Consider the following 17630-nt stretch of genomic DNA (forward strand, 5'->3'; position numbering starts at 1 on the left):
ATGGATGCTGAAACAAATTCAGCATGACGAAGAAGGATCGTTCACCGTGGCGCGATGCCGCGCTCCAGCAAATCGGCGGCGACATCGGCGATCTCTGCCGGCGCATGATCCTCCGCCCAGACGCCGTAGCGCAGCCCCAGAAACACGTTCATCCCCATCATTGCCCAGGCATGGACCTCGGAAATATCGGCGCGGATCTCGCCGCGCTCGGCCGCCGCCTTGAGGCGTGCGGCGATACGATCGGCGGTGGTGCAATAATGCAGCTTGAAACTCTCCGGATCGACGAATTCTGATTCGTCGATGATGCGGTAGATCTCCTTGTGCCCCTGCACAAACTGCAGGAAGGCGAGCAGGCCGGCGCGCTCGGCGGCGATCTGTCCCTGCACCGCGCGCATCGCCGGGGCGACCTCGTCGCGCACCCGGTTCGACATGTCGCGAACGAGCGCGCGGAACACCGCATCCTTGGAATCGAAATAGGTGTAGAAGCTGCCCAGTGCGACGCCGGCGCGGCGCGTGATCCCGCTGATCGAGGCCTCGTGGAAACCGCGTTCGCCGAATTCGATCGCCGCAGCGTCAAGGATCGCGCGCAGCGTCTTGCGCCCGCGCTCGGTGCGCGGCGCCTTGCCTTCGCTCGCTGCCATCGCCTCGGTACGACTGCCCGGCGTTGCCGATGGGACACGCTCACCGACCATTTTTCGCGTCCTCCCCAATCCCAAGTTGAAACCTGGTTCAGGTTTCAGTATAGCGACTTCAACTGGCGCACAACCCGGTAACAGACCGGGAACCACCATGTGGCGCTGCAGGAGGGGAGATCTACCATGTCACGCCCGAATTCCACGCGCGCCGTGCTCTGCGCCGGTGCCGCGTTCGCCGCCCTGATGGCCGCGCCCGCGCTCGCGCAGGACGCGCCTGCCGCACCGGCGCCCGAACAGGCCGCTGCCCCGGACAATGGTGACATCGTCGTCACAGCGCGCCGCCGCGCCGAGTCGCTGCTGCAGACCCCGATCGCGGTCACGGCCTTTTCCGCCGACAAGCTCGCCAAGTCCGGCGCGATTGACTTGACCGACATCCAGACGACGACGCCCAACATCACGCTCAAGGATGCGCGCGGCACCAACTCGACGCTCGCCGCCTTCATCCGTGGTGTGGGCCAGCAGGATCCCGTCCCCGGCTTCGAATCCGGCGTCGGCATCTATCTCGACGACGTCTATCTCAACCGCCCGCAGGCGGCGGTGCTCGACATCTATGACGTCGAGCGGATCGAGATCCTGCGCGGGCCGCAGGGCACGCTTTATGGCCGCAACACGATCGGCGGCGCGGTGAAATATGTCACACGGCGCCTGCCCGATCATACAGAAATCAATCTGCGCGGCACCTATGGCAGCTATAACCAGGCCGATGGCGTGGTCAGCGTGTCGACCCCTATCGGCAGCATGTTCAAGGTCGGTCTGTCGGGCGCGCGGCTGACCCGCGACGGCTTCGGCCGCAATCTCAATCTCGGCATCGACAATTACAACAAGAACATCTGGGCCGCCCGCGGCACGATCGAATTCGCCACGCCGGACTCGCGCATGTCGATCCGCATCACCGGCGATTACACGCATGACAAGTCGAACCCGCGCAACGGCCACCGCCTGATCCCGGGTCTGCTTTCGGGTGCGCCGGTGCTGGCCAACGTCTTTGACACCCAAGCCGGGCTCAACAACCCGATTCAGGACATCTGGGCCGGCGGCCTTTCGATGACCGCCGAGGCGCAGCTCAGCGATCATCTGACGTTCAAGAGCATCAGCGCGTTCCGCAAGGATCGTACCTACACGCCGATCGATTTCGACTCGCTGCCCGCGACCGACGTTGATGTGCCCGGCCTGTATCGCAATGAGCAGACAAGCCAGGAATTCCAGTTCGCTTACAAGAGCGACAAGCTCAACGGCATCGTCGGCTTCTACTATCTCGGGGCCAAGGCATCGACCGGGTTCGGCGTGCTGCTCGGCACGACGTTCCCCGGATTCGATGCCTATACCGCAGGCGATGTGCGGACCGAGACCGAGTCCTTCTATGGCGACTTCACCTATGACTTCACCCCGCAGTTCAGCCTGTCGCTGGGTGGCCGTTACACCTGGGACGAGCGCAATTCGCATGTCTTCAAGGCCAACTATCTCGGCGTGCCGGCGGAATTCGGGGGCGCGCCGGTGCCGTTCGGCGCGACCGCGACCGACTTCACCGGTCGCGCGCTGTTCAAGCGCTTCACGCCGCGCGCCTCGGTTGCGTTCAAGCCCAACGACCAGCACATGTTCTATCTGTCCTATTCGGAAGGCTTCAAGGGCGGCGGGTTCGATCCGCGCGGCTCGGGTGCCTCGGCGCCGGACGTCAACCAGGACGGCGTGCGGAGCTATCAGGAAATCTACAACTACCTCCTGTTCCGGCCCGAATCGGTGAAAAGCTATGAAATCGGCTGGAAGGGCGCGGCGTTCGACCGCGCGCTGACCTGGGCGATCGACGGCTTCCATTCGGACTATACCGATGTGCAGATTCCCGGCTCGGTTGGCTGCATCATCAACGGCGCGCCCAATTTCTGCGGCATCACCACCAACGCCGCCAGGGCGCGGATCAACGGTGTCGAAGTGGAAACCAATGCGCGGCTGGCGCAGGGCTTTGCCGGTGCGGGATCGGCGATTACGCTCGCCGGTACGCTCGGGTACATGGACGCCAAGTACAAGACCTTCATCGGCCCGACCGGCGCCGATGTCGCCAATGCCCGCGTGTTCCAGAACACGCCGAGCTGGTCGCTGTCGGGTACGCTCGGCGCGGTGCTGCCGGTCGGCCCGGGGTCGATCAACGCCTCGACGGTGGTGTCATATCGCAGCCTGACACACCAGTTCGAGACCGCCAGCCCGTTCCTCGACCAGCCCGGCTACACTCTGCTCGATGCGCACATCACCTACAGCCTCGACGGTGGAAAATATTCGATCGGCGTGCACGGCAAGAATCTGACTGACGTTCACTACAAAATCGGCGGCTACCAATATATCAACGTAACGTCAGCTGGTGCCTACGTCCCGACGCTGGGCAAGGAAGGCATCGCCACCGCCTTCTATGGCAACCCGCGCCAGGTGTTCGTAACGGTCGCTGCCAAGTTCTGAGCCGCAGCCCTTCGGGGCAGTGGTAAAGGGGGAAGGGGACCGGGTGCTTCCATCGCGAAGCGCCCGGTCCTTTCCGATTCCGAGGGGAAAGATGTGACGACCGACAAGCCCGCCGCCACCGGCTACCGCAATTTCGCGCTGGTCATGCTGCTGCTCGTCTACACCTTCAATTTCGTCGACCGCCAGATTCTCGGCATCCTCGCCTCCGCGATCAAGACCGATCTCCAGCTCAGCGACAAGCAGCTCGGGCTGCTCGGCGGCCTCGCTTTCGCCTTGCTCTATTCGACGCTGGCGATCCCGCTCGCCTGGCTGGCCGACCGCACCAGCCGGACCTGGGTAATCACGCTCAGCCTCGCGGTGTGGAGCCTGTTCACCGGCGCCTGTGGCTTTGCCACCAGCTTCGGCCAGCTGTTCGCCGCCCGCATTGGGGTCGGTGTAGGCGAGGCCGGCGGCATCGCGCCTTCCTATGCGGTGATCGCCGACATGTTCCCGCCGCGCTCGCGCGCCCGTGCGCTGTCGGTCTATTCGCTCGGTATCCCGCTCGGCTCGGCCGCCGGCGTGCTGCTCGGGGGGTACATCGCCGCGCGGGTCGACTGGCGCACGGCGTTCTTCGTCGTCGGCGCGGCGGGTGTGCTGCTCGCGCCGATCTTCCGCTTCACGGTGCGCGAGCCGGTCCGTGCTGCGCCCGTCGCCGGCCGCGCGCCGGTCGGCCGGGTGTTCGCGATTCTCGCCGCCAAGCCGAGCTTCTGGCTGCTCGCGCTCGGCGCGGCGTCGAGCTCGATGCTCGGCTACGGCCTCGCCTTCTGGCTGCCCTCGCTGCTCAAGCGCAGTTTCCATCTCGATCTCGTCCAGACCGCGCAATTTTACGGCGCGATCCTGCTGATCGGCGGCGTGCCGGGGATCCTGCTCGGCGGCTATGTCGGCGACCGCTTCGGTGCGCGCGACCGCGCCATCTATGCCCGCGCGCCGGCGATCGCCTTCTTCGTCGCGGTGCCGCTGTTCGCCGCCGGCATCATGTCGGGCTCGACCGTCGCGGCGTTCCTGTTCCTGCTGATTCCCCAGGCGCTGGTCTATCTGTGGCTCGCGCCGGTCGTCACGGCGGTGCAGCATCTCGTGCCGGCGCATATACGTGCCACCGCCTCGGCGAGTTTCCTGCTGATCAATAATCTCATCGGGCTTGGCGCGGGCAGCTTCGTGCTCGGTGCGGTGTCCGACGGGCTGACCGCCAGATATGGCGACGAGGCGCTGCGCTACGCCATGCTCGGCGGGCTGTCGCTGTACCTGCTCGCCGGTCTGTTGATGTGGCTCGCGTCGAAGCCGCTGCGCGCGGACTGGGTCGAATAAATTCCCGTCATCCCAGCGAAAGCTTGGATCTCCCCGTAACGGAGCGTGCCCGTACGGCACGAGATCCCCGCTTTCGCCGGGGTGACGGCCGTGTGATCACCGCTCGCGCGTCGCCGCGAACTTCACCGCGGGATAACGCTCGACGAGGTAATTGACCTCCCAGGCCGATTTGGCGAGCAGCACCGGGTTGCCGTCGCGGTCCTTGGCCATGGCGCCCTTGTGCAGGTCGGTGAATGCCTTCAGCTCGGCCGGCGTCGCGGCCGACAGCCAGCGCGCGGTTTCGTACGGCGCCATCTCCAGCCCGGCATCGACCTTGTATTCCGCCTCGAGCCGCGACAGCAGCACCTCGAGCTGCAGCTGCCCGACCACGCCGACGATCCAGTTGGCGCCGATGTCGGGATAGAAGACCTGCGTCACGCCCTCCTCGGCCATGTCGTCCAGCGCCTTGCGCAGCTGCTTGGTCTTGGTCGGGTCCTTCAGCGCCACGCGGCGCAGGATTTCGGGCGCGAAATTGGGCAGGCCGGTAAAGCGTACATCGGCGCGCTCGCTCAGCGTGTCGCCGACGCGCAGCGTACCGTGGTTGGGAATGCCGATGATGTCGCCCGGGAACGCCTCGTCGGCGAGTTCGCGGTTCTGCGCGAAAAACAGGATCGGCGAGTGGATCGCGATCGGCTTGCCATGCCCCGTCGGGGTCAGCTTCATACCGCGCTTGAACACGCCGGAACACAACCGCATGAAGGCGATGCGGTCGCGGTGCTGCGGGTCCATGTTGGCCTGGACCTTGAACACGAAGCCGGTGACGTCGGGCCGGTCGGGCAGCACCGCTTCCGGCTCGGCCGGCTGCGGGCGCGGGCCCGGTGCGTAACGGGCGAGAGCATCGATCAGCTCGGCAACGCCGAAATCCTTCAGCGCCGATCCGAAATAGACCGGCGTCAGGTCGCCCGCGCGATAAGCCTCGACGTCGAACGCCGCGTAGCCGCCCAGCGCCAGCTCGGCCTCGTCCTGCAAACGTGCCAGCCCGTCCGCCGAAATCGTCGCGGCGAGCTTGGGGTCGTCGAGCCCGGTAAAGGCGACCGACGTGCCTTTGAACTCGCGCGATGGCCCCTCGGGCTGGCTCAGCGTATTGGCGTGGAGATCGTAGACCCCTTCGAAATCGCTGCCCATGCCGACCGGCCAGCTCATCGCCGTCACGTCGAGCGCGAGCATGTCGGCGATCTCGTCGAGCAGCTCGAACGGCGGGCGGCCCTCGCGGTCGACCTTGTTGACGAAGGTGATGATCGGCACCGAGCGCAGCCGGCACACCTCGAACAATTTGCGCGTCTGTGCCTCGATGCCGCGCGCTGCGTCGATCACCATTACCGCGGAATCGACCGCGGTCAGCGTGCGATAGGTATCCTCGCTGAAATCCTCGTGCCCCGGCGTGTCGAGCAGGTTGAAGGTGATCCCGCCCCGCTCGAAGGTCATCACCGACGAGGTCACCGAAATGCCGCGCTGCTGCTCGATCTTCATCCAGTCGGAACGCGCGCGCCGGTTCTGCCCGCGTGCCTTGACCTCGCCGGCGAGATGGATCGCGCCGCCGAAATAGAGCAGCTTTTCGGTCAGCGTGGTCTTGCCGGCGTCGGGGTGGGAGATGATCGCGAAGGTGCGGCGGTCGGAGATGGTCGTCATTGCGCGCCGGCCCTAGCGCTTTAGTCGCGCAACGTCACGCTCGCTGAACAGGTCCAGTCGGCGCCGGGCGCAACCATGACGATGCCCGGCTTGTCGCGCAACTCGCCGTCGAACCCTTCGGGGTCGGCAATGCCGTGCCACGGCTCGATGCACAGGAAATGCGCGCCGGGCTTGGTCCAGATGCCGAGCTGCGGCGTTTCGGGAAAGGCGATGTCGAGTGACGGTGCGTGCGGCGCACCGTAGCGCACCGCCTGCGACCGCACCGGATTCCAGATCAGCGCATCGCGTTCGAACAGCGCATCGTCGAGCGACAGCACGCGGCCCTCGACCGGCGAAGGCTGGGGTTCCGACGTCGCCAGTCCGCCGTTCAGCAGCGTCAGCGGTCCCGGCTCGTCCGCCGCGAAGGTCACGCGGTGCGCCTCCTTGCGGTGGCCATAAGGCAGCGGCCAGGCAAAGGCCGGGTGCCAGCCGAAACTCGCCGGCAGCGCCGCCGCTCCGGGATTGGCGATCCGCACGTCCATCGTCAGCGTCGCACCGTCGATCGCGAAACCGATCTCAAGCACGAAGGGGAAGGGATAGGCGGCGCGCGTGTCGGGGCTGTCGGTCAGCCGGAAAGTCGCGCGGGCCTCGTCATGCGCGGTCACCGCAAAGACCATGCGTCGCGCAAAGCCATGCTGCTTCATCGGATATGCCGCGCCATCGACCCGCAGCACGTCGCCGTTCAGCCGCCCGACGATCGGGAACAGCACCGGCGCATGCCCGGTCCAGAAGGCGGGGTCGGCATCGGTCATCAATTCGCGACCCGCGGCGTCGCGCAGCGAGACGAGCTCGGCGCCGAGCGGGTCGATCGTCGCGGACAGCCCCGCGCCGCTTATCTCGATGCGGCTCGGCACGCTCATGACGCGATCGAATGCTGGAAGCACAGCCGATAGCCATCGGGGTCGGCCAGATGCAGCTGGCGCATGCCATAGGGTGCATCGCGCGGCGGCGCGCAGTCCACACCAGCCGCGGACAGTTCGCGCCACAAGGCGTCGACATCGTCGCAGTCGATGAAGATGCAGGTGTCGCCATGCCCGGCCCAGCGCGCCGCGTCGCGCGCCGCCGGCCGCTCGCCACTGTCATAAGCGGTATTGAGCATCACCTCGCTGGCGTCGCGCCGCAGCCACATCCAGTGCGAGAAGCGCCCCTCCGGCGTCTCGACCTCGGGCGAGGCGGAAACGACCGCAAAGCCGAGCTTGTCGCGATAGAAGGTCAAGGCTGTCGGCATATCGAAGACCTGCAGCAACGCCACGTTCCCGCTCAGTGCCATCATCTTCCTCCCCTGCCCGCCGTCAACCGCGCACCGCCCGCCATGCCGCGATCACCGCATCGGCGGCGATCCGCCCTTCGTCGAGCGTCGTCGCGCCCGAACTGACCGAGGCACGCATCACCCAGTCGCCGCGCCACGCCGCGCCGCCGAAATAGGCCACCGCATCCGCCTGTACCCGCGCGATCACCGCCCGCGTCGCGTCGTCGCTGTTGCCGAAGCGCAGCATGAACTGGTTGAGCTCGGGTGGCATGATCAGCGCCACGCCCGGCTCGGCGGCGATCCGCGCGCTCATGTCGGCGGCGATCCGGCAATGCAGCTCGACCATCTCGGCGATCCCGCTCCGGCCGAGCTGGCGGATCATCGCCCAGGCCGGAACGCCGCGCGCGCGGCGCGACAGCTCGGGGACATAGGCCGAGGGATCGCGCTCGGCGCCCTCGGCCGGCGGCAGGTAACTCGCCGAGATCGCCATCGCCCGGGCATGCGCCGCGGCGTCGCGGACGATCGCGAAGCCCGAATCATAGGGCGTCTGCAGCCATTTGTGCCCGTCGGTCGCCCAGCTGTCGGCCAGCTCGACCCCGCGCGTCAGGTGCGCGCGTTCGGGGCAGGCTTGCGCCCACAGCCCGAACGCGCCGTCGACATGCAGCCAGGCATTGGCCTCGCACGCCATCGGCCCGATCTCGGCAAACGGGTCGCTCGCGCCTGTATTGATCTGTCCGGCCTGGGCAATGGCGATCACCGGGCCGTCCGCCGCGTTGAGCGCCGCGGCAAAGGCGGTCGGCAGCATCCGCCCGGCCGCGTCGGTGGCGATCGTCTGCACCCGCTTCGCGCCGAGCCCGAGATATTTCAGCCCCGAAAACACCGTGGCATGCGCGTCGGCGCCGATCAGCACGGTGATCGGCGGCGCGCCGAACATGCCGTCGGCCTCGACGTCCCAGCCGACGCGGCGCAGCACGTCGCTGCGCGCCGCGGCAAGGCAGACGAAATTGGCCACCGTCGCCCCGGTGACGAAGCCGACCGACGCGCTCGCCGGCAGCCCGAGCAGGTCGAGCAACCACCCCGCCGCCACCGCCTCGATCGCCGAAGCGGCTGGCGCGGCGGAAAGATTGGCGGCATTCTGCCCCCAGGCGGAGGTCAGCCAGTCCGCCGCCACCCCGGTCGGGTGCGACTGCCCGATCACCCAGCCGAAGAAGCGCGGCCCCGTCGAGGCGCGAATCCCCGGCGTGGCGCGCGCGACCAGTTCGGCGATGATCGCGTCGCCGTCACCGCCGGTCTCGGGCAGCGGTCCGGCAAAGGCGTCGAGCATTTCGGCATAGCTCGCCACCGGCGTGCGCTCAGCCGTCGCCACATCGCGGCGATAGGCGATCGCGGCTTCGGCGGCGCGGGTCAGGGCGGGGAACTCGGGGTCGGTCATGCCGCGCGGTGTAGCGCAGGCGGGGGCGAACGCATTCCGAAATTTGCCGCCGAACGGCCCACTCTCACCGTTCGCCCTGAGCCTGTCGAAGGGCTGTTCCTCCTTTCGCCGGGCAAAGCGAAGAGCGGTGCTTCGACAAGCTCAGCACGAACGGATTCTAGGGTTCCCCAATATAGATGTCAGTCGAAGCCGGCGGCGCCACAAAATCCCAGCCGAAAACCTTGATGGCTTTGCGCGCCGACAATCTGATATCTTCCCACCTCGGGTCGACATGCAAAGCGCGATCATCAAGCCAGAAATCTGCGTTGTGCCGACCGCTGAGGGAGGTCATCAGCTCGTCGAGGGCGTCTAGAGCAACGCGCTCCTCGGCGCTTATGTCCCGAGAGCTGTCGCGTAGGTCGTGCATGGCTTGGTCGAAATTGAGCGCGAGCTCTTCTCCTTTGGGGAATGGCTCCGGAATCAACGTGACCTGAACCTCAGCCGGCTGGGCGAGCGCGAGTATCGACCATTGCAACCTGTCCGTCACCCAACGCTCCTGTCGTCAAACTAATCCACTCATCCCCTCAACACCGCCCCCAGCTTCGCCGCCGCCGCGACGACCTTGTCGGCCACCGCCTTCAGTTCCTCGTCGGTGAAGCTCTTCTCGTTCGCCTGCAACGTCACCTCGACCGCCATCGAGCGCACGCCGTCGCGTTCGAACAGGTCGAACAGCCGCGCCCCGGTGATCGCCGCCTTGTCGGCGCCGCGCGCCGCGCGCACCAGCGCGTCGGCGGTCAGGCCGGCCGGCACGGTGAAGGCGAAGTCGCGCTTCACCGCCTGCAAGGCCGGCGGCGTATAGGCCGGGCGCATGAAGCCGCTCGCGCGCTTGGGCGGGATCGCGTCGAGATACAGCTCGACCGCCGCGACGGGGCCGTCGAGGTCATAGGCCTTGGCGGTCAGCGGATGGACCATGCCGAACGCCGCCAGCACCGTCTTCGGACCCAACCGCAGCGTGCCCGACTGCCCCGGATGCCACGCATCGCCCGCCTCACCCATCACCTGGAGATTGTCGACCGGCGCCCCCGCGGCGGCGAGCAGCGCCAGCGCCTCGGCCTTGGCGTCGAACGCGTCGAACAGGGTCGCCTTGCCGCTCGCCCAACTCTTGGCATTGCGCTCGCCCGCCAGCACCACGCCCAACGTCGCGCGCTCGGCATCGACCAGATAGCGCCGCCCGATCTCGAACAGCCGCACGCCATCGGCGCCGCGCTTCATGTTGCGCGCCGCCGCCGAAAGCAGTCCCGGCAACAGCGACGGGCGCATCACCTTGAGGTCCTCGCTGATCGGGTTGGCGAGGCGCCACGCCCCGCCGCCGAACGGCGCGGCCTCGGCGTCGGACAGGAAGCTCCACGTCACCGCCTCGTTGAGGCCGCGCGCGGCGGCGGCGCGGCGGGCGCGGCGCTCCAGCTTCTGCTCGGGCGTCGCGGTCGGTTTGGCCACGCCGGGCAGGCGGTCGAGCGGCACCGACGGCACCTTGTCGATGCCCTCGATGCGGATCACTTCCTCGACCAGGTCGGCCGTGCCCTCGACGTCGCGGCGCCAGCTCGGCACGCCGACGTTCCAGCCGCCATCGACGGTGAAGCCGAGCCGTTCGAGAATGTCCTTCTGCCGATCGGCCGGGACGGCAAGGCCACCCAAAGTCTCCGCGCGTGCCGGATCATAGGCGATGCTGCGCGCCTCTACCGGCGGGCTGCCGGCACGGGTGATACCGCTCGCCGTGCCGCCGCAATGCTCCAGCACCAGCGTCGTCGCGATGGCGAGGCCATCGTCGAGGAACGCCGGGTCGACGCCGCGCTCGAAGCGCTGCCGCGCATCGCTGGTCAGCGCCAGCTTCTGCCCCGTCCGCGCGATATGGTCGGGGTCGAAAAACGCGCATTCGATGATCACGTCGGTCGTCGCGTCGGACACGCCCGAATGCTCGCCGCCCATGATGCCGCCGATATCGTGCACGGCGATATCGTCGGCGATCACCGTCATCGAGGCGTCGAGCGTGTAGGTCTTGCCGTTGAGCGCCAGCACCTGCTCGCCGTCCCGCGCCTTGCGCGCGACGAGGTCGCCGCTGAGCTTCGCCTTGTCATAGACGTGCAGCGGCCGGCCGAGATCGACCGAGACGAAATTGGTGATGTCGACCAGCGTCGAGATCGGCTTCTGCCCGATCGCGGTGAGGAAATGTCGCATCCATGCCGGCGCGGCGCCGTTGGTCACCCCTGACACGGCCTGCGCGTAAAATGCCGGGCAGCCTTCGGGGTCGTCGGTGCGCACGTCCGGACCCTGACCCGCCACCGGCGCGATCGCGTCGCGGCGATAGGCAGCGGCCAGCGGCTTGAGCGTGCCGAGCCCGGCCGCCGCGAGGTCGCGCGCGATGCCGCGTACGCCCATGCAATCCTGCTTGTTGGGCGTCACCGACACGTCGATCACCGCATCGTTGAGCCCGGCATAATCGGGATAGGGCGTGCCGACCGGCGCATCGCAGGGCAGCTCGATGATGCCGTCATGGTCGTCGCCCAGCTCGAGCTCGCGCGTCGAGCACATCATGCCGTTCGATTCGACGCCGCGAATCTCGGTCACCTTCAGCACCATGCCGTTGGCCGGCACCACGGCACCCGGCATGCCGAACACGCCTACCAGTCCCGCGCGGGCATTGGGCGCGCCGCACACCACCTGCAACGGACCGTCCCCGGCATCGACCGACAGCACCTGCAGCTTGTCGGCCTGCGGGTGGCGCTCGGCGCTCAGCACGCGCGCGACGCGGAACGCCGCCAGCTTCGCACCGGGATTCTCCACCCCCTCGACCTCGAGCCCGACCCGCGTCAGCGTCTCGACGATCGTGTCGAGATCGGCGATCGTTTCGAGATGCTCCTTGAGCCAGTTTAGCGTGAACTTCATGCTAGAATATCCGTCATCCAGGCGCTGTCCGCATTCTTGAGAAGCACGGGCGCGCCATGAAAAAGAGTAGAGGGGTTCGCGCGGAGGCGCGGAGGCGCGGAGGTGCCTCGGCTGGGGCTGCCGTTGCGATTGATCCCGTAGCAACGCCATTGCGTGCTTCGACACAGCAAACGAGCCTTGGCGACGGGTCGCGCGCGTTCAGCGCAAACTGAATCCTCCGCGCCTCCGCGCCTCCGCGCGAACCCTATTCTTCTCTTTCGATGGGCATGTGCTGTCGCACAGGGGCGAGCGCCGAGCTGAGGACCTTGGCTCACGTCCCAACGCCTCCCGACAAGGTCGGCACATCGAGCGTCGCGAAGCCATAATGTTTCAGCCAGCGGATATCGCCGTCGAAAAAGGCGCGCAGGTCGTCCATGCCATATTTGAGCATCGCCAGTCGGTCGATGCCGCAGCCGAACGCGAAGCCCTGCCATTCCTCGGGGTCGAGTCCGCACGCCGCGATCACCTTGGGGTGGACCATGCCGCTGCCCAGCACCTCCATCCAGCCGCCATTGGGGCCGTTCGGGTCGCCGCCGATCACGCGCTTGCCCTTCTCGATCGTGTAGCCGACATCGACCTCCGCCGATGGCTCGGTGAAGGGGAAATAGCTCGGGCGCAGCCGCAGCACGACGTCGTCGCGCTCGAAGAACGCCTTGAGGAAGGTCTCCAGCGTCCATTTGAGATGGCCCAGCGTGATGCCCTTGTCGATCACCAGCCCCTCGACCTGGTGGAACATCGGCGTGTGCGTGGCGTCGCTGTCGGAACGATAGGTGCGCCCGGGCGCGATGATGCGGATCGGAGGCTTCTGGTTGACCATCGTTCTGATCTGAACAGGGGAGGTATGGGTCCGGAGCAGCATCTTCTTCGCGCCGTCCTCACCTTCCGGGAAATAGAAGGTGTCGTGCATCGCGCGCGCCGGGTGCGTCTCGGGAATGTTGAGCGCGGTGAAATTGTGCCAGTCGTCCTCGATCTCGGGGCCCGTCGCGACCGCGAAGCCGAGATCGGCGAAGATCTCGGCCAGCTCGTCCATCACCTGGCTCACCGGATGCACCGTGCCGGTCAGTGCGGTGGCGGCGGGCAGCGTCATGTCGAGCGTCTCGCGCGCCAGCCGCGCATCGAGCGCGGCGCGCTCCAGCGCCGCCTTGCGCGCGCCGATCGCCGCGGTCACGGCCTCGCGCAGTGCATGGATGCGCGGGCCCTCGCTCTGGCGCTGCTCGGGCGTCATCCCGCCCAGTGTCTTGAGCAGCCCGGTCACGCTGCCGGCCTTGCCCAGCGCGGCAACGCGCAAGGCCTCGATCGCCTCGGGCGTCGTCGCAGCATCGACGGCGGCGAGCAGGTCGTCGCGCAGCTGGTCGAGATCGGTCATCGGGGCCTTCCATCTGTGGTGAGGTCGATCGCCCAGAGATTGAGCGGACCGTCCTCGGGGTCGTCGCGCGTGCCGCTTGGCACAAAGCCGTTCTTTTCGAGCACGCGCGGCGAGCCCGGATTGTCCACGCCGGTCGCGGCGGTCAAGCCGCGATGTCCATCGCCGCGCAACATCGGCAGCAAAAGGGCGATCGCCGCGCTCATCACGCCGCGCCCTTCATGCGCCGGCGCGACGCCATAACCGATCTCGTAACGGCCATCGGCGTCGCGCTTCGTGAAGCTGGTCATGCCGACCACCGCGTCGCCATCGGCGATCAGCCAGGCGAGCGGACGATCGTCGGCGGCGGCAAGGCCAGCGGTGACCCCGCGTAGCATCGCCGTCACCTCGTCCGGCGCAATGCCGCCGTCACACAGGCGCAGGCGGTTGCCGCGCGGTGCCTCGCCCAGCAGCCACGCATAGTCCCGGTCGGTCATCGGATGCAGTTCAACCATCATGTCTCAGCCGTTCACCTCGTCGCCGTCACCAGCCGCCCGTGTCCCTGCGCTCGCAAGAACCCAGAGCCATGCGCGCCGCGCCTTACAACCCCTGGGCTCCTGCCTGCGCAGGAGCACGCGACGCAAACGAAAAGGGGCGCGGGTGTTCATACCGACGCCCCGTTCGCTACAATTCTCCTAAGTGCTTGATGCGGCGCGAGCGTGCGATGACCGTCGCCATGACAACATTAGATATCACGACGTTTCAGGCATTTGCCAATCCAGCCAAATAGAAACCGCAGCGGGATTAAGATTGCCAGTAATATGATATAAGTTGCTGCAAACGAGAACAGAAAAGGCGGCGTGAAATCGAGCAATGATGTTGTCGTGCCATCCGGACCGCGACCTAACGAAACAAGATAGCAATAAAAGACGGCGGCGATTAGGGACGGGGCAACGAGCATGACAAGCCATACCGTGGAACGGGCGAGTTTTTCGAGCACGGTATTGTCCCTTCTTGAAGTTTCGCGTGTATCCTCGTCAGCAAGCAGACTCGGAGGGGCTGGCTCACCAGGCATATGGCACCCCGGCGGGCTGATCGGATACACCCGAGGTCGCGAAGGTGACGGACATATCTGCCGGTTGAGTCAAGCGCCGCCGCACATATGCTGTGAATTATCCTGTTCCCATACTCCGCCGGTCCGTAGATCGCGCGTCCTGTACGTGACGCCGCGGAAATCATTGGGCGGGCAATGGTCGGGCAATTCGATCACACACATCACCACCTTGTCACCGACACGGCTGCGGGCGAATGGTGGGGGTTCCTGCTTCGGCCATGTCTGGTCGAAGGGCTGCTCCAGTCCATTGCTGTAGAGAATGTAGCCATTGAATGGAATCGCGATCCGCCCATGGTCACGGATCGGGTTTGCTTCCCAGGCCCAGTCGTCGTCCCAATAGTAACTGCCCTTTTCCAGCGGCTCCCCATCGGGAAATCTTCCGTCACTGATACGTTCATGGTGAATCGCGATCTCTTTGATATGGCTTGCATAGCAGGTCCCGATCTTCGGAAAGGCGTGGCGCGGCGTCGGGAGGACACTGGCCCGCCATCGGTCGAAGCGCTCCGCCTCCCGGTCTTCGCGCACGCGCCGCGCCACTTCTGCTTTACGCTCTGCGGGCGTTAAAACGAACTCCTCGCCACCCTTGACAGCGTCCTCGTTGCTTACAGCAACGTACTCCCCGAGCGCGTTTTCCTGATGTCCCATGTTTGTTGCCGGATCGCCGCAGCCGGATAGCAACAAGCAGCATGCGAGGATCCGCAATTGCATCTACTTCTTCCATCATGCATCGGGCCAACCAACGATAACGTCAGCCATTTGTTCTGTATATGTTCACGAAGCTGGTGCCGCAAGACATTATGGCATTCTGTCGGGCTAAACGCCCCTTCTTGGACAAGTACCGACCGCACTTACGATTAGATAATTTAGATCATTCATAAAAATTGCGTGTCTCGGAGCATGGATCGTCACGATATTTTTCGAAGACGGCATCGCGAGCGATGACCAGATCGGCGGACATGAGATTGTAATCGAACGCCGGCGCCTGTGCCACGCTGATGGTGTAACCGTCGAAATGGGTGACCATAAGGCAAGGATACGAACGCGCCTTCACGAGTGTCCGCCTTATCCAGGCTGGTCCCTCGCGCCAGCTCGGCAGGAGCTCGCGGATCAATCGCACGGCGACCCGGGTCGACTGCGCCGTTTGCTGCCGAGGAATACGCGGATCATCTGACGCCACGGTCAGCACGATTTTGACCGCTTCCACCCGCGCGTTCGGCCGTTTTGGATAGGCCCATATTGCGATGGACCTCGTTTCACGTGCGTGGCAATTGTTTACCCATATCGCGGGTACACCGGGTACGCATATGCCTGTCGCGCGAAGATGTTTCAGCAAAACATCCACCGGTTGTGCTGCTTGATAAACACTTCGCGCTTCGCCTGGCGTCGGGAAACACATAAAGATCAAGCATGCAAAAGCGATACTCGATGATATCAGTCGTCCTATTATGCCCACTGAATTACTCCGTGTCATTTTGTTTTATTGGTGGGCTTTTTAAAAATGTTATATTTATCAAGTATCGGAATTAGATTTATATGAGGTCTAATTTTTGCCTCCGCTTGATCAAGGCCGGGGACAAGGCCTCTAAATGGATTTAAATAACGAACGCTACTCTCATATGCGGCGCGCTTTGCTGCATCACTCCGCACCAAGGGATACACTTCATTGAATATTTTTACAAACGTCGCAAAATTGCCGCGAGCGTTTCCACTCTTGCCGGCATCGTCGCCGGGCAAGGGAAATGATCGCCAATAAGTCGCCAGCGCGGGCATCGCTCCGGCAAAATCACCTGCCTTAATTTTGTCAGTGATACCATAATGTCGCAGGACATACGCCGCGATCATGTCTTGATCGACGGGATGGAATGACTCGATGCCCAGGTTCTGTACGCCGGTGGCGTACATATGAGTTCTTTCTATCTGATATCTGCCGCCAGCAATTTCCCCTATATTGGGAAACCGGCTGAAGTCCGTTATTTTCGGGTCAGTTTTTTTAAGTTTTCCTTGGATTTGAGCGTAGCCATTCGCTCGATCAGGACCTTCATAATAGGCAATCATATGCAACAAGGTGAGCACCACCGGATCGCGCAAATCCGCCTCTGCCCGCGCCCGATTGCTTGCCTGGCGTTTGGGAGACGCCATATTGACTCGTAAGGCAGCCAAGTCGCTGTCTGATATGATCGGCGTTTGATTTTGCGCGGCTTTCGTCCCACTTCGAGTGCCGTCCATTGCCGTCACCCGTCGTTTTGGGGTCACACCATCCGCTGCGACATCGGTCGGATCGGCGGCTTCGACTGGCGGTGTGCGTGGGGTGTTCGTAACCGGTGTGGGCGAAGGTGTGGGCGCTGGATCTGCGGCGTCGACAACGTCGCTGAGATTTCGATCGGAGGCAAATGCTGATCCCGCGCTCTCGTCGCTGGGAAACGAAATGAGGCTGCCGGAAGTGCCGGCGATATTGTCATCAAGTGCGAGCTGCCCGTCGCTTGGCACGGGTGCAAGCATCGTCGCAACACGGCGCTTGTCCACCTCGTTTAGATTGTCGCCAAAGCGCCCATACCAGTCAACGGCGCTCGCCGGATCGCGCGCCGACAGCGCCTCGATCGTGTCGGCATGTACGCCCGACCTGTAGTCGGCGAGCTGCTGGCCGAGTTCATCGTCCGACGTGCCTCCGATCATCGCCTGCTGGCGGATCGCATTCTCGCCGGTCGCCATATGATGGTCGTGGAGGTCGGGTTGATCAGCATGGGCGACGGCGTCACGCGCCGCCGCCACTTGCAGCGCGCTGCTTCGCGATTGCTGCTCGACCACGCCCTGCTGTCGAACATGCGCCGCCGCGCGCGCGACGTCGCTGCGCAGTCGCTCGCCCAGCGCGGGGCCGACGACGGCGCGCTGGAGCGCATTCAGCGGTGCGGTCGCTTCGTCGTGCGAGTCGGCAAGCGCCGCGACCAGCGCCGGAAAAGCGGCATGGGCATCGGCACCTTCGTGGTTGAGGATGCCATTGTCGCCCTGCAACAGCGCCGCCGCCCGATCGCTATAATCGACATAGGCTTTCTTCGCCGCCGCGTCATCGAGGTTGCGCTGGTGGTGAACGTCGAGATGTGCCGCGGCAATCTCGGCCGCCAGTTCGCGCCGCCGCTTTTCGTCGAGCGCCGTCGCGAACTGTTGTCCGCCATCACCCAGCTTAGCCAGCCCCGCGCCGAGCGCCTCGAGCCCGCTGCCTGACATATCCGGCGTGCGGAATTTGGCGTCGGTGGCCGACGCTAGGCCGGAATGATTTTCTTCGATCGGAACAATGATCATGGGTCGCTCCTGCCGGCATCCGCGCGACATGCGCGGGTAGGAGC

General features: G+C 65.2%; 15 protein-coding genes. 2 read left to right on the forward strand and 13 right to left on the reverse strand.

Going from position 1 to position 17630, the window contains the following annotated elements:
* Positions 1 to 41: 41 nt before the first annotated feature.
* A complete protein-coding gene (locus tag U1839_RS13105; RefSeq protein WP_332804142.1) occupies positions 42 to 641 on the reverse strand; it encodes a TetR/AcrR family transcriptional regulator in 600 nt (199 codons plus the stop codon).
* A gap of 177 nt (positions 642 to 818) precedes the next feature.
* On the opposite strand from U1839_RS13105, the gene U1839_RS13110 reads away from it, so the two are divergent.
* Both U1839_RS13110 and U1839_RS13115 read left to right on the forward strand, forming a co-directional pair.
* Positions 819 to 3140, forward strand: coding sequence for a TonB-dependent receptor (locus U1839_RS13110; RefSeq protein WP_332804054.1), 2322 nt, complete (start codon positions 819 to 821; stop codon positions 3138 to 3140).
* A gap of 144 nt (positions 3141 to 3284) precedes the next feature.
* Positions 3285 to 4484, forward strand: coding sequence for a spinster family MFS transporter (locus tag U1839_RS13115; protein ID WP_332804143.1), 1200 nt, complete (start codon positions 3285 to 3287; stop codon positions 4482 to 4484).
* Positions 4485 to 4580: 96 nt separating this feature from the next.
* Here U1839_RS13115 and U1839_RS13120 read toward each other — a convergent pair whose 3' ends face one another.
* The 12 genes from U1839_RS13120 to U1839_RS13175 all read right to left on the reverse strand — a co-directional run bounded on the left by U1839_RS13120 (position 4581) and on the right by U1839_RS13175 (position 17586).
* On the reverse strand, positions 4581 to 6152 hold the full coding sequence (locus tag U1839_RS13120; RefSeq protein ID WP_332804055.1) for a peptide chain release factor 3: 1572 nt from the start codon (positions 6150 to 6152) through the stop codon (positions 4581 to 4583).
* A gap of 20 nt (positions 6153 to 6172) precedes the next feature.
* Complete coding sequence (locus tag U1839_RS13125; RefSeq protein ID WP_332804056.1) at positions 6173 to 7051, reverse strand: aldose 1-epimerase family protein; 879 nt, start codon at positions 7049 to 7051, stop codon at positions 6173 to 6175.
* Complete coding sequence (locus U1839_RS13130; RefSeq protein WP_332804057.1) at positions 7048 to 7461, reverse strand: VOC family protein; 414 nt, start codon at positions 7459 to 7461, stop codon at positions 7048 to 7050. The genes U1839_RS13125 and U1839_RS13130 overlap by 4 nt, the downstream gene beginning before the upstream one ends.
* A 22-nt stretch (positions 7462 to 7483) precedes the next feature.
* Positions 7484 to 8872, reverse strand: a complete 1389-nt coding sequence (locus U1839_RS13135) for a pyridoxal phosphate-dependent decarboxylase family protein (protein ID WP_332804058.1) — start codon at positions 8870 to 8872, stop codon at positions 7484 to 7486.
* 157 nt (positions 8873 to 9029) lie between these two features.
* Entirely contained in the window at positions 9030 to 9398 is a 369-nt protein-coding gene (locus U1839_RS13140; protein ID WP_332804059.1) for a hypothetical protein, read from the reverse strand.
* A 29-nt stretch (positions 9399 to 9427) separates the two neighbouring features.
* Entirely contained in the window at positions 9428 to 11794 is a 2367-nt protein-coding gene (gene pheT, locus U1839_RS13145) for a phenylalanine--tRNA ligase subunit beta (RefSeq protein ID WP_332804060.1), read from the reverse strand.
* A 310-nt stretch (positions 11795 to 12104) separates the two neighbouring features.
* Positions 12105 to 13199, reverse strand: a complete 1095-nt coding sequence (gene pheS, locus U1839_RS13150) for a phenylalanine--tRNA ligase subunit alpha (protein ID WP_332804061.1) — start codon at positions 13197 to 13199, stop codon at positions 12105 to 12107.
* Complete coding sequence (locus tag U1839_RS13155) at positions 13196 to 13693, reverse strand: GNAT family N-acetyltransferase (protein ID WP_332804062.1); 498 nt, start codon at positions 13691 to 13693, stop codon at positions 13196 to 13198. Before U1839_RS13155 ends, pheS begins: the two co-directional genes overlap by 4 nt.
* 227 nt (positions 13694 to 13920) lie before the next feature.
* Complete coding sequence (locus U1839_RS13160; protein WP_332804063.1) at positions 13921 to 14175, reverse strand: hypothetical protein; 255 nt, start codon at positions 14173 to 14175, stop codon at positions 13921 to 13923.
* 144 nt (positions 14176 to 14319) lie between these two features.
* Positions 14320 to 14997: a hypothetical protein gene (locus U1839_RS13165; RefSeq protein WP_332804064.1), complete on the reverse strand. Its 678-nt coding sequence runs from the start codon at positions 14995 to 14997 to the stop codon at positions 14320 to 14322.
* A gap of 160 nt (positions 14998 to 15157) precedes the next feature.
* The gene (locus tag U1839_RS13170) at positions 15158 to 15493 is read right to left on the reverse strand and encodes a hypothetical protein (RefSeq protein ID WP_332804065.1); all 336 of its coding nucleotides are present in this window, start codon (positions 15491 to 15493) and stop codon (positions 15158 to 15160) included.
* 263 nt (positions 15494 to 15756) lie between these two features.
* Positions 15757 to 17586 (reverse strand): lysozyme family protein, encoded by a 1830-nt coding sequence (locus U1839_RS13175; RefSeq protein ID WP_332804066.1) that lies wholly within the window; start codon positions 17584 to 17586, stop codon positions 15757 to 15759.
* Positions 17587 to 17630 lie beyond the last annotated feature (44 nt).

Origin of the sequence: Parasphingomonas halimpatiens, assembly GCF_036663795.1 — a bacterium.
Lineage (GTDB): Bacteria > Pseudomonadota > Alphaproteobacteria > Sphingomonadales > Sphingomonadaceae > Sphingomonas.

Bases quoted from the DNA above. Each gene is read 5' to 3' on its own strand.
- U1839_RS13105 (WP_332804142.1), bottom strand. From the start codon at position 641: ATGGCAGCGAGCGAAGGCAAGGCGCCGCGCACCGAGCGCGGGCGCAAG.
- U1839_RS13110 (WP_332804054.1), top strand. From the start codon at position 819: ATGTCACGCCCGAATTCCACGCGCGCCGTGCTCTGCGCCGGTGCCGCG.
- U1839_RS13115 (WP_332804143.1), top strand. From the start codon at position 3,285: ATGCTGCTGCTCGTCTACACCTTCAATTTCGTCGACCGCCAGATTCTC.
- U1839_RS13120 (WP_332804055.1), bottom strand. From the start codon at position 6,152: ATGACGACCATCTCCGACCGCCGCACCTTCGCGATCATCTCCCACCCC.
- U1839_RS13125 (WP_332804056.1), bottom strand. From the start codon at position 7,051: ATGAGCGTGCCGAGCCGCATCGAGATAAGCGGCGCGGGGCTGTCCGCG.
- U1839_RS13130 (WP_332804057.1), bottom strand. From the start codon at position 7,461: ATGGCACTGAGCGGGAACGTGGCGTTGCTGCAGGTCTTCGATATGCCG.
- U1839_RS13135 (WP_332804058.1), bottom strand. From the start codon at position 8,872: ATGACCGACCCCGAGTTCCCCGCCCTGACCCGCGCCGCCGAAGCCGCG.
- pheT (WP_332804060.1), bottom strand. From the start codon at position 11,794: ATGAAGTTCACGCTAAACTGGCTCAAGGAGCATCTCGAAACGATCGCC.
- pheS (WP_332804061.1), bottom strand. From the start codon at position 13,199: ATGACCGATCTCGACCAGCTGCGCGACGACCTGCTCGCCGCCGTCGAT.
- U1839_RS13155 (WP_332804062.1), bottom strand. From the start codon at position 13,693: ATGATGGTTGAACTGCATCCGATGACCGACCGGGACTATGCGTGGCTG.
- U1839_RS13165 (WP_332804064.1), bottom strand. From the start codon at position 14,997: ATGCAATTGCGGATCCTCGCATGCTGCTTGTTGCTATCCGGCTGCGGC.
- U1839_RS13175 (WP_332804066.1), bottom strand. From the start codon at position 17,586: ATGATCATTGTTCCGATCGAAGAAAATCATTCCGGCCTAGCGTCGGCC.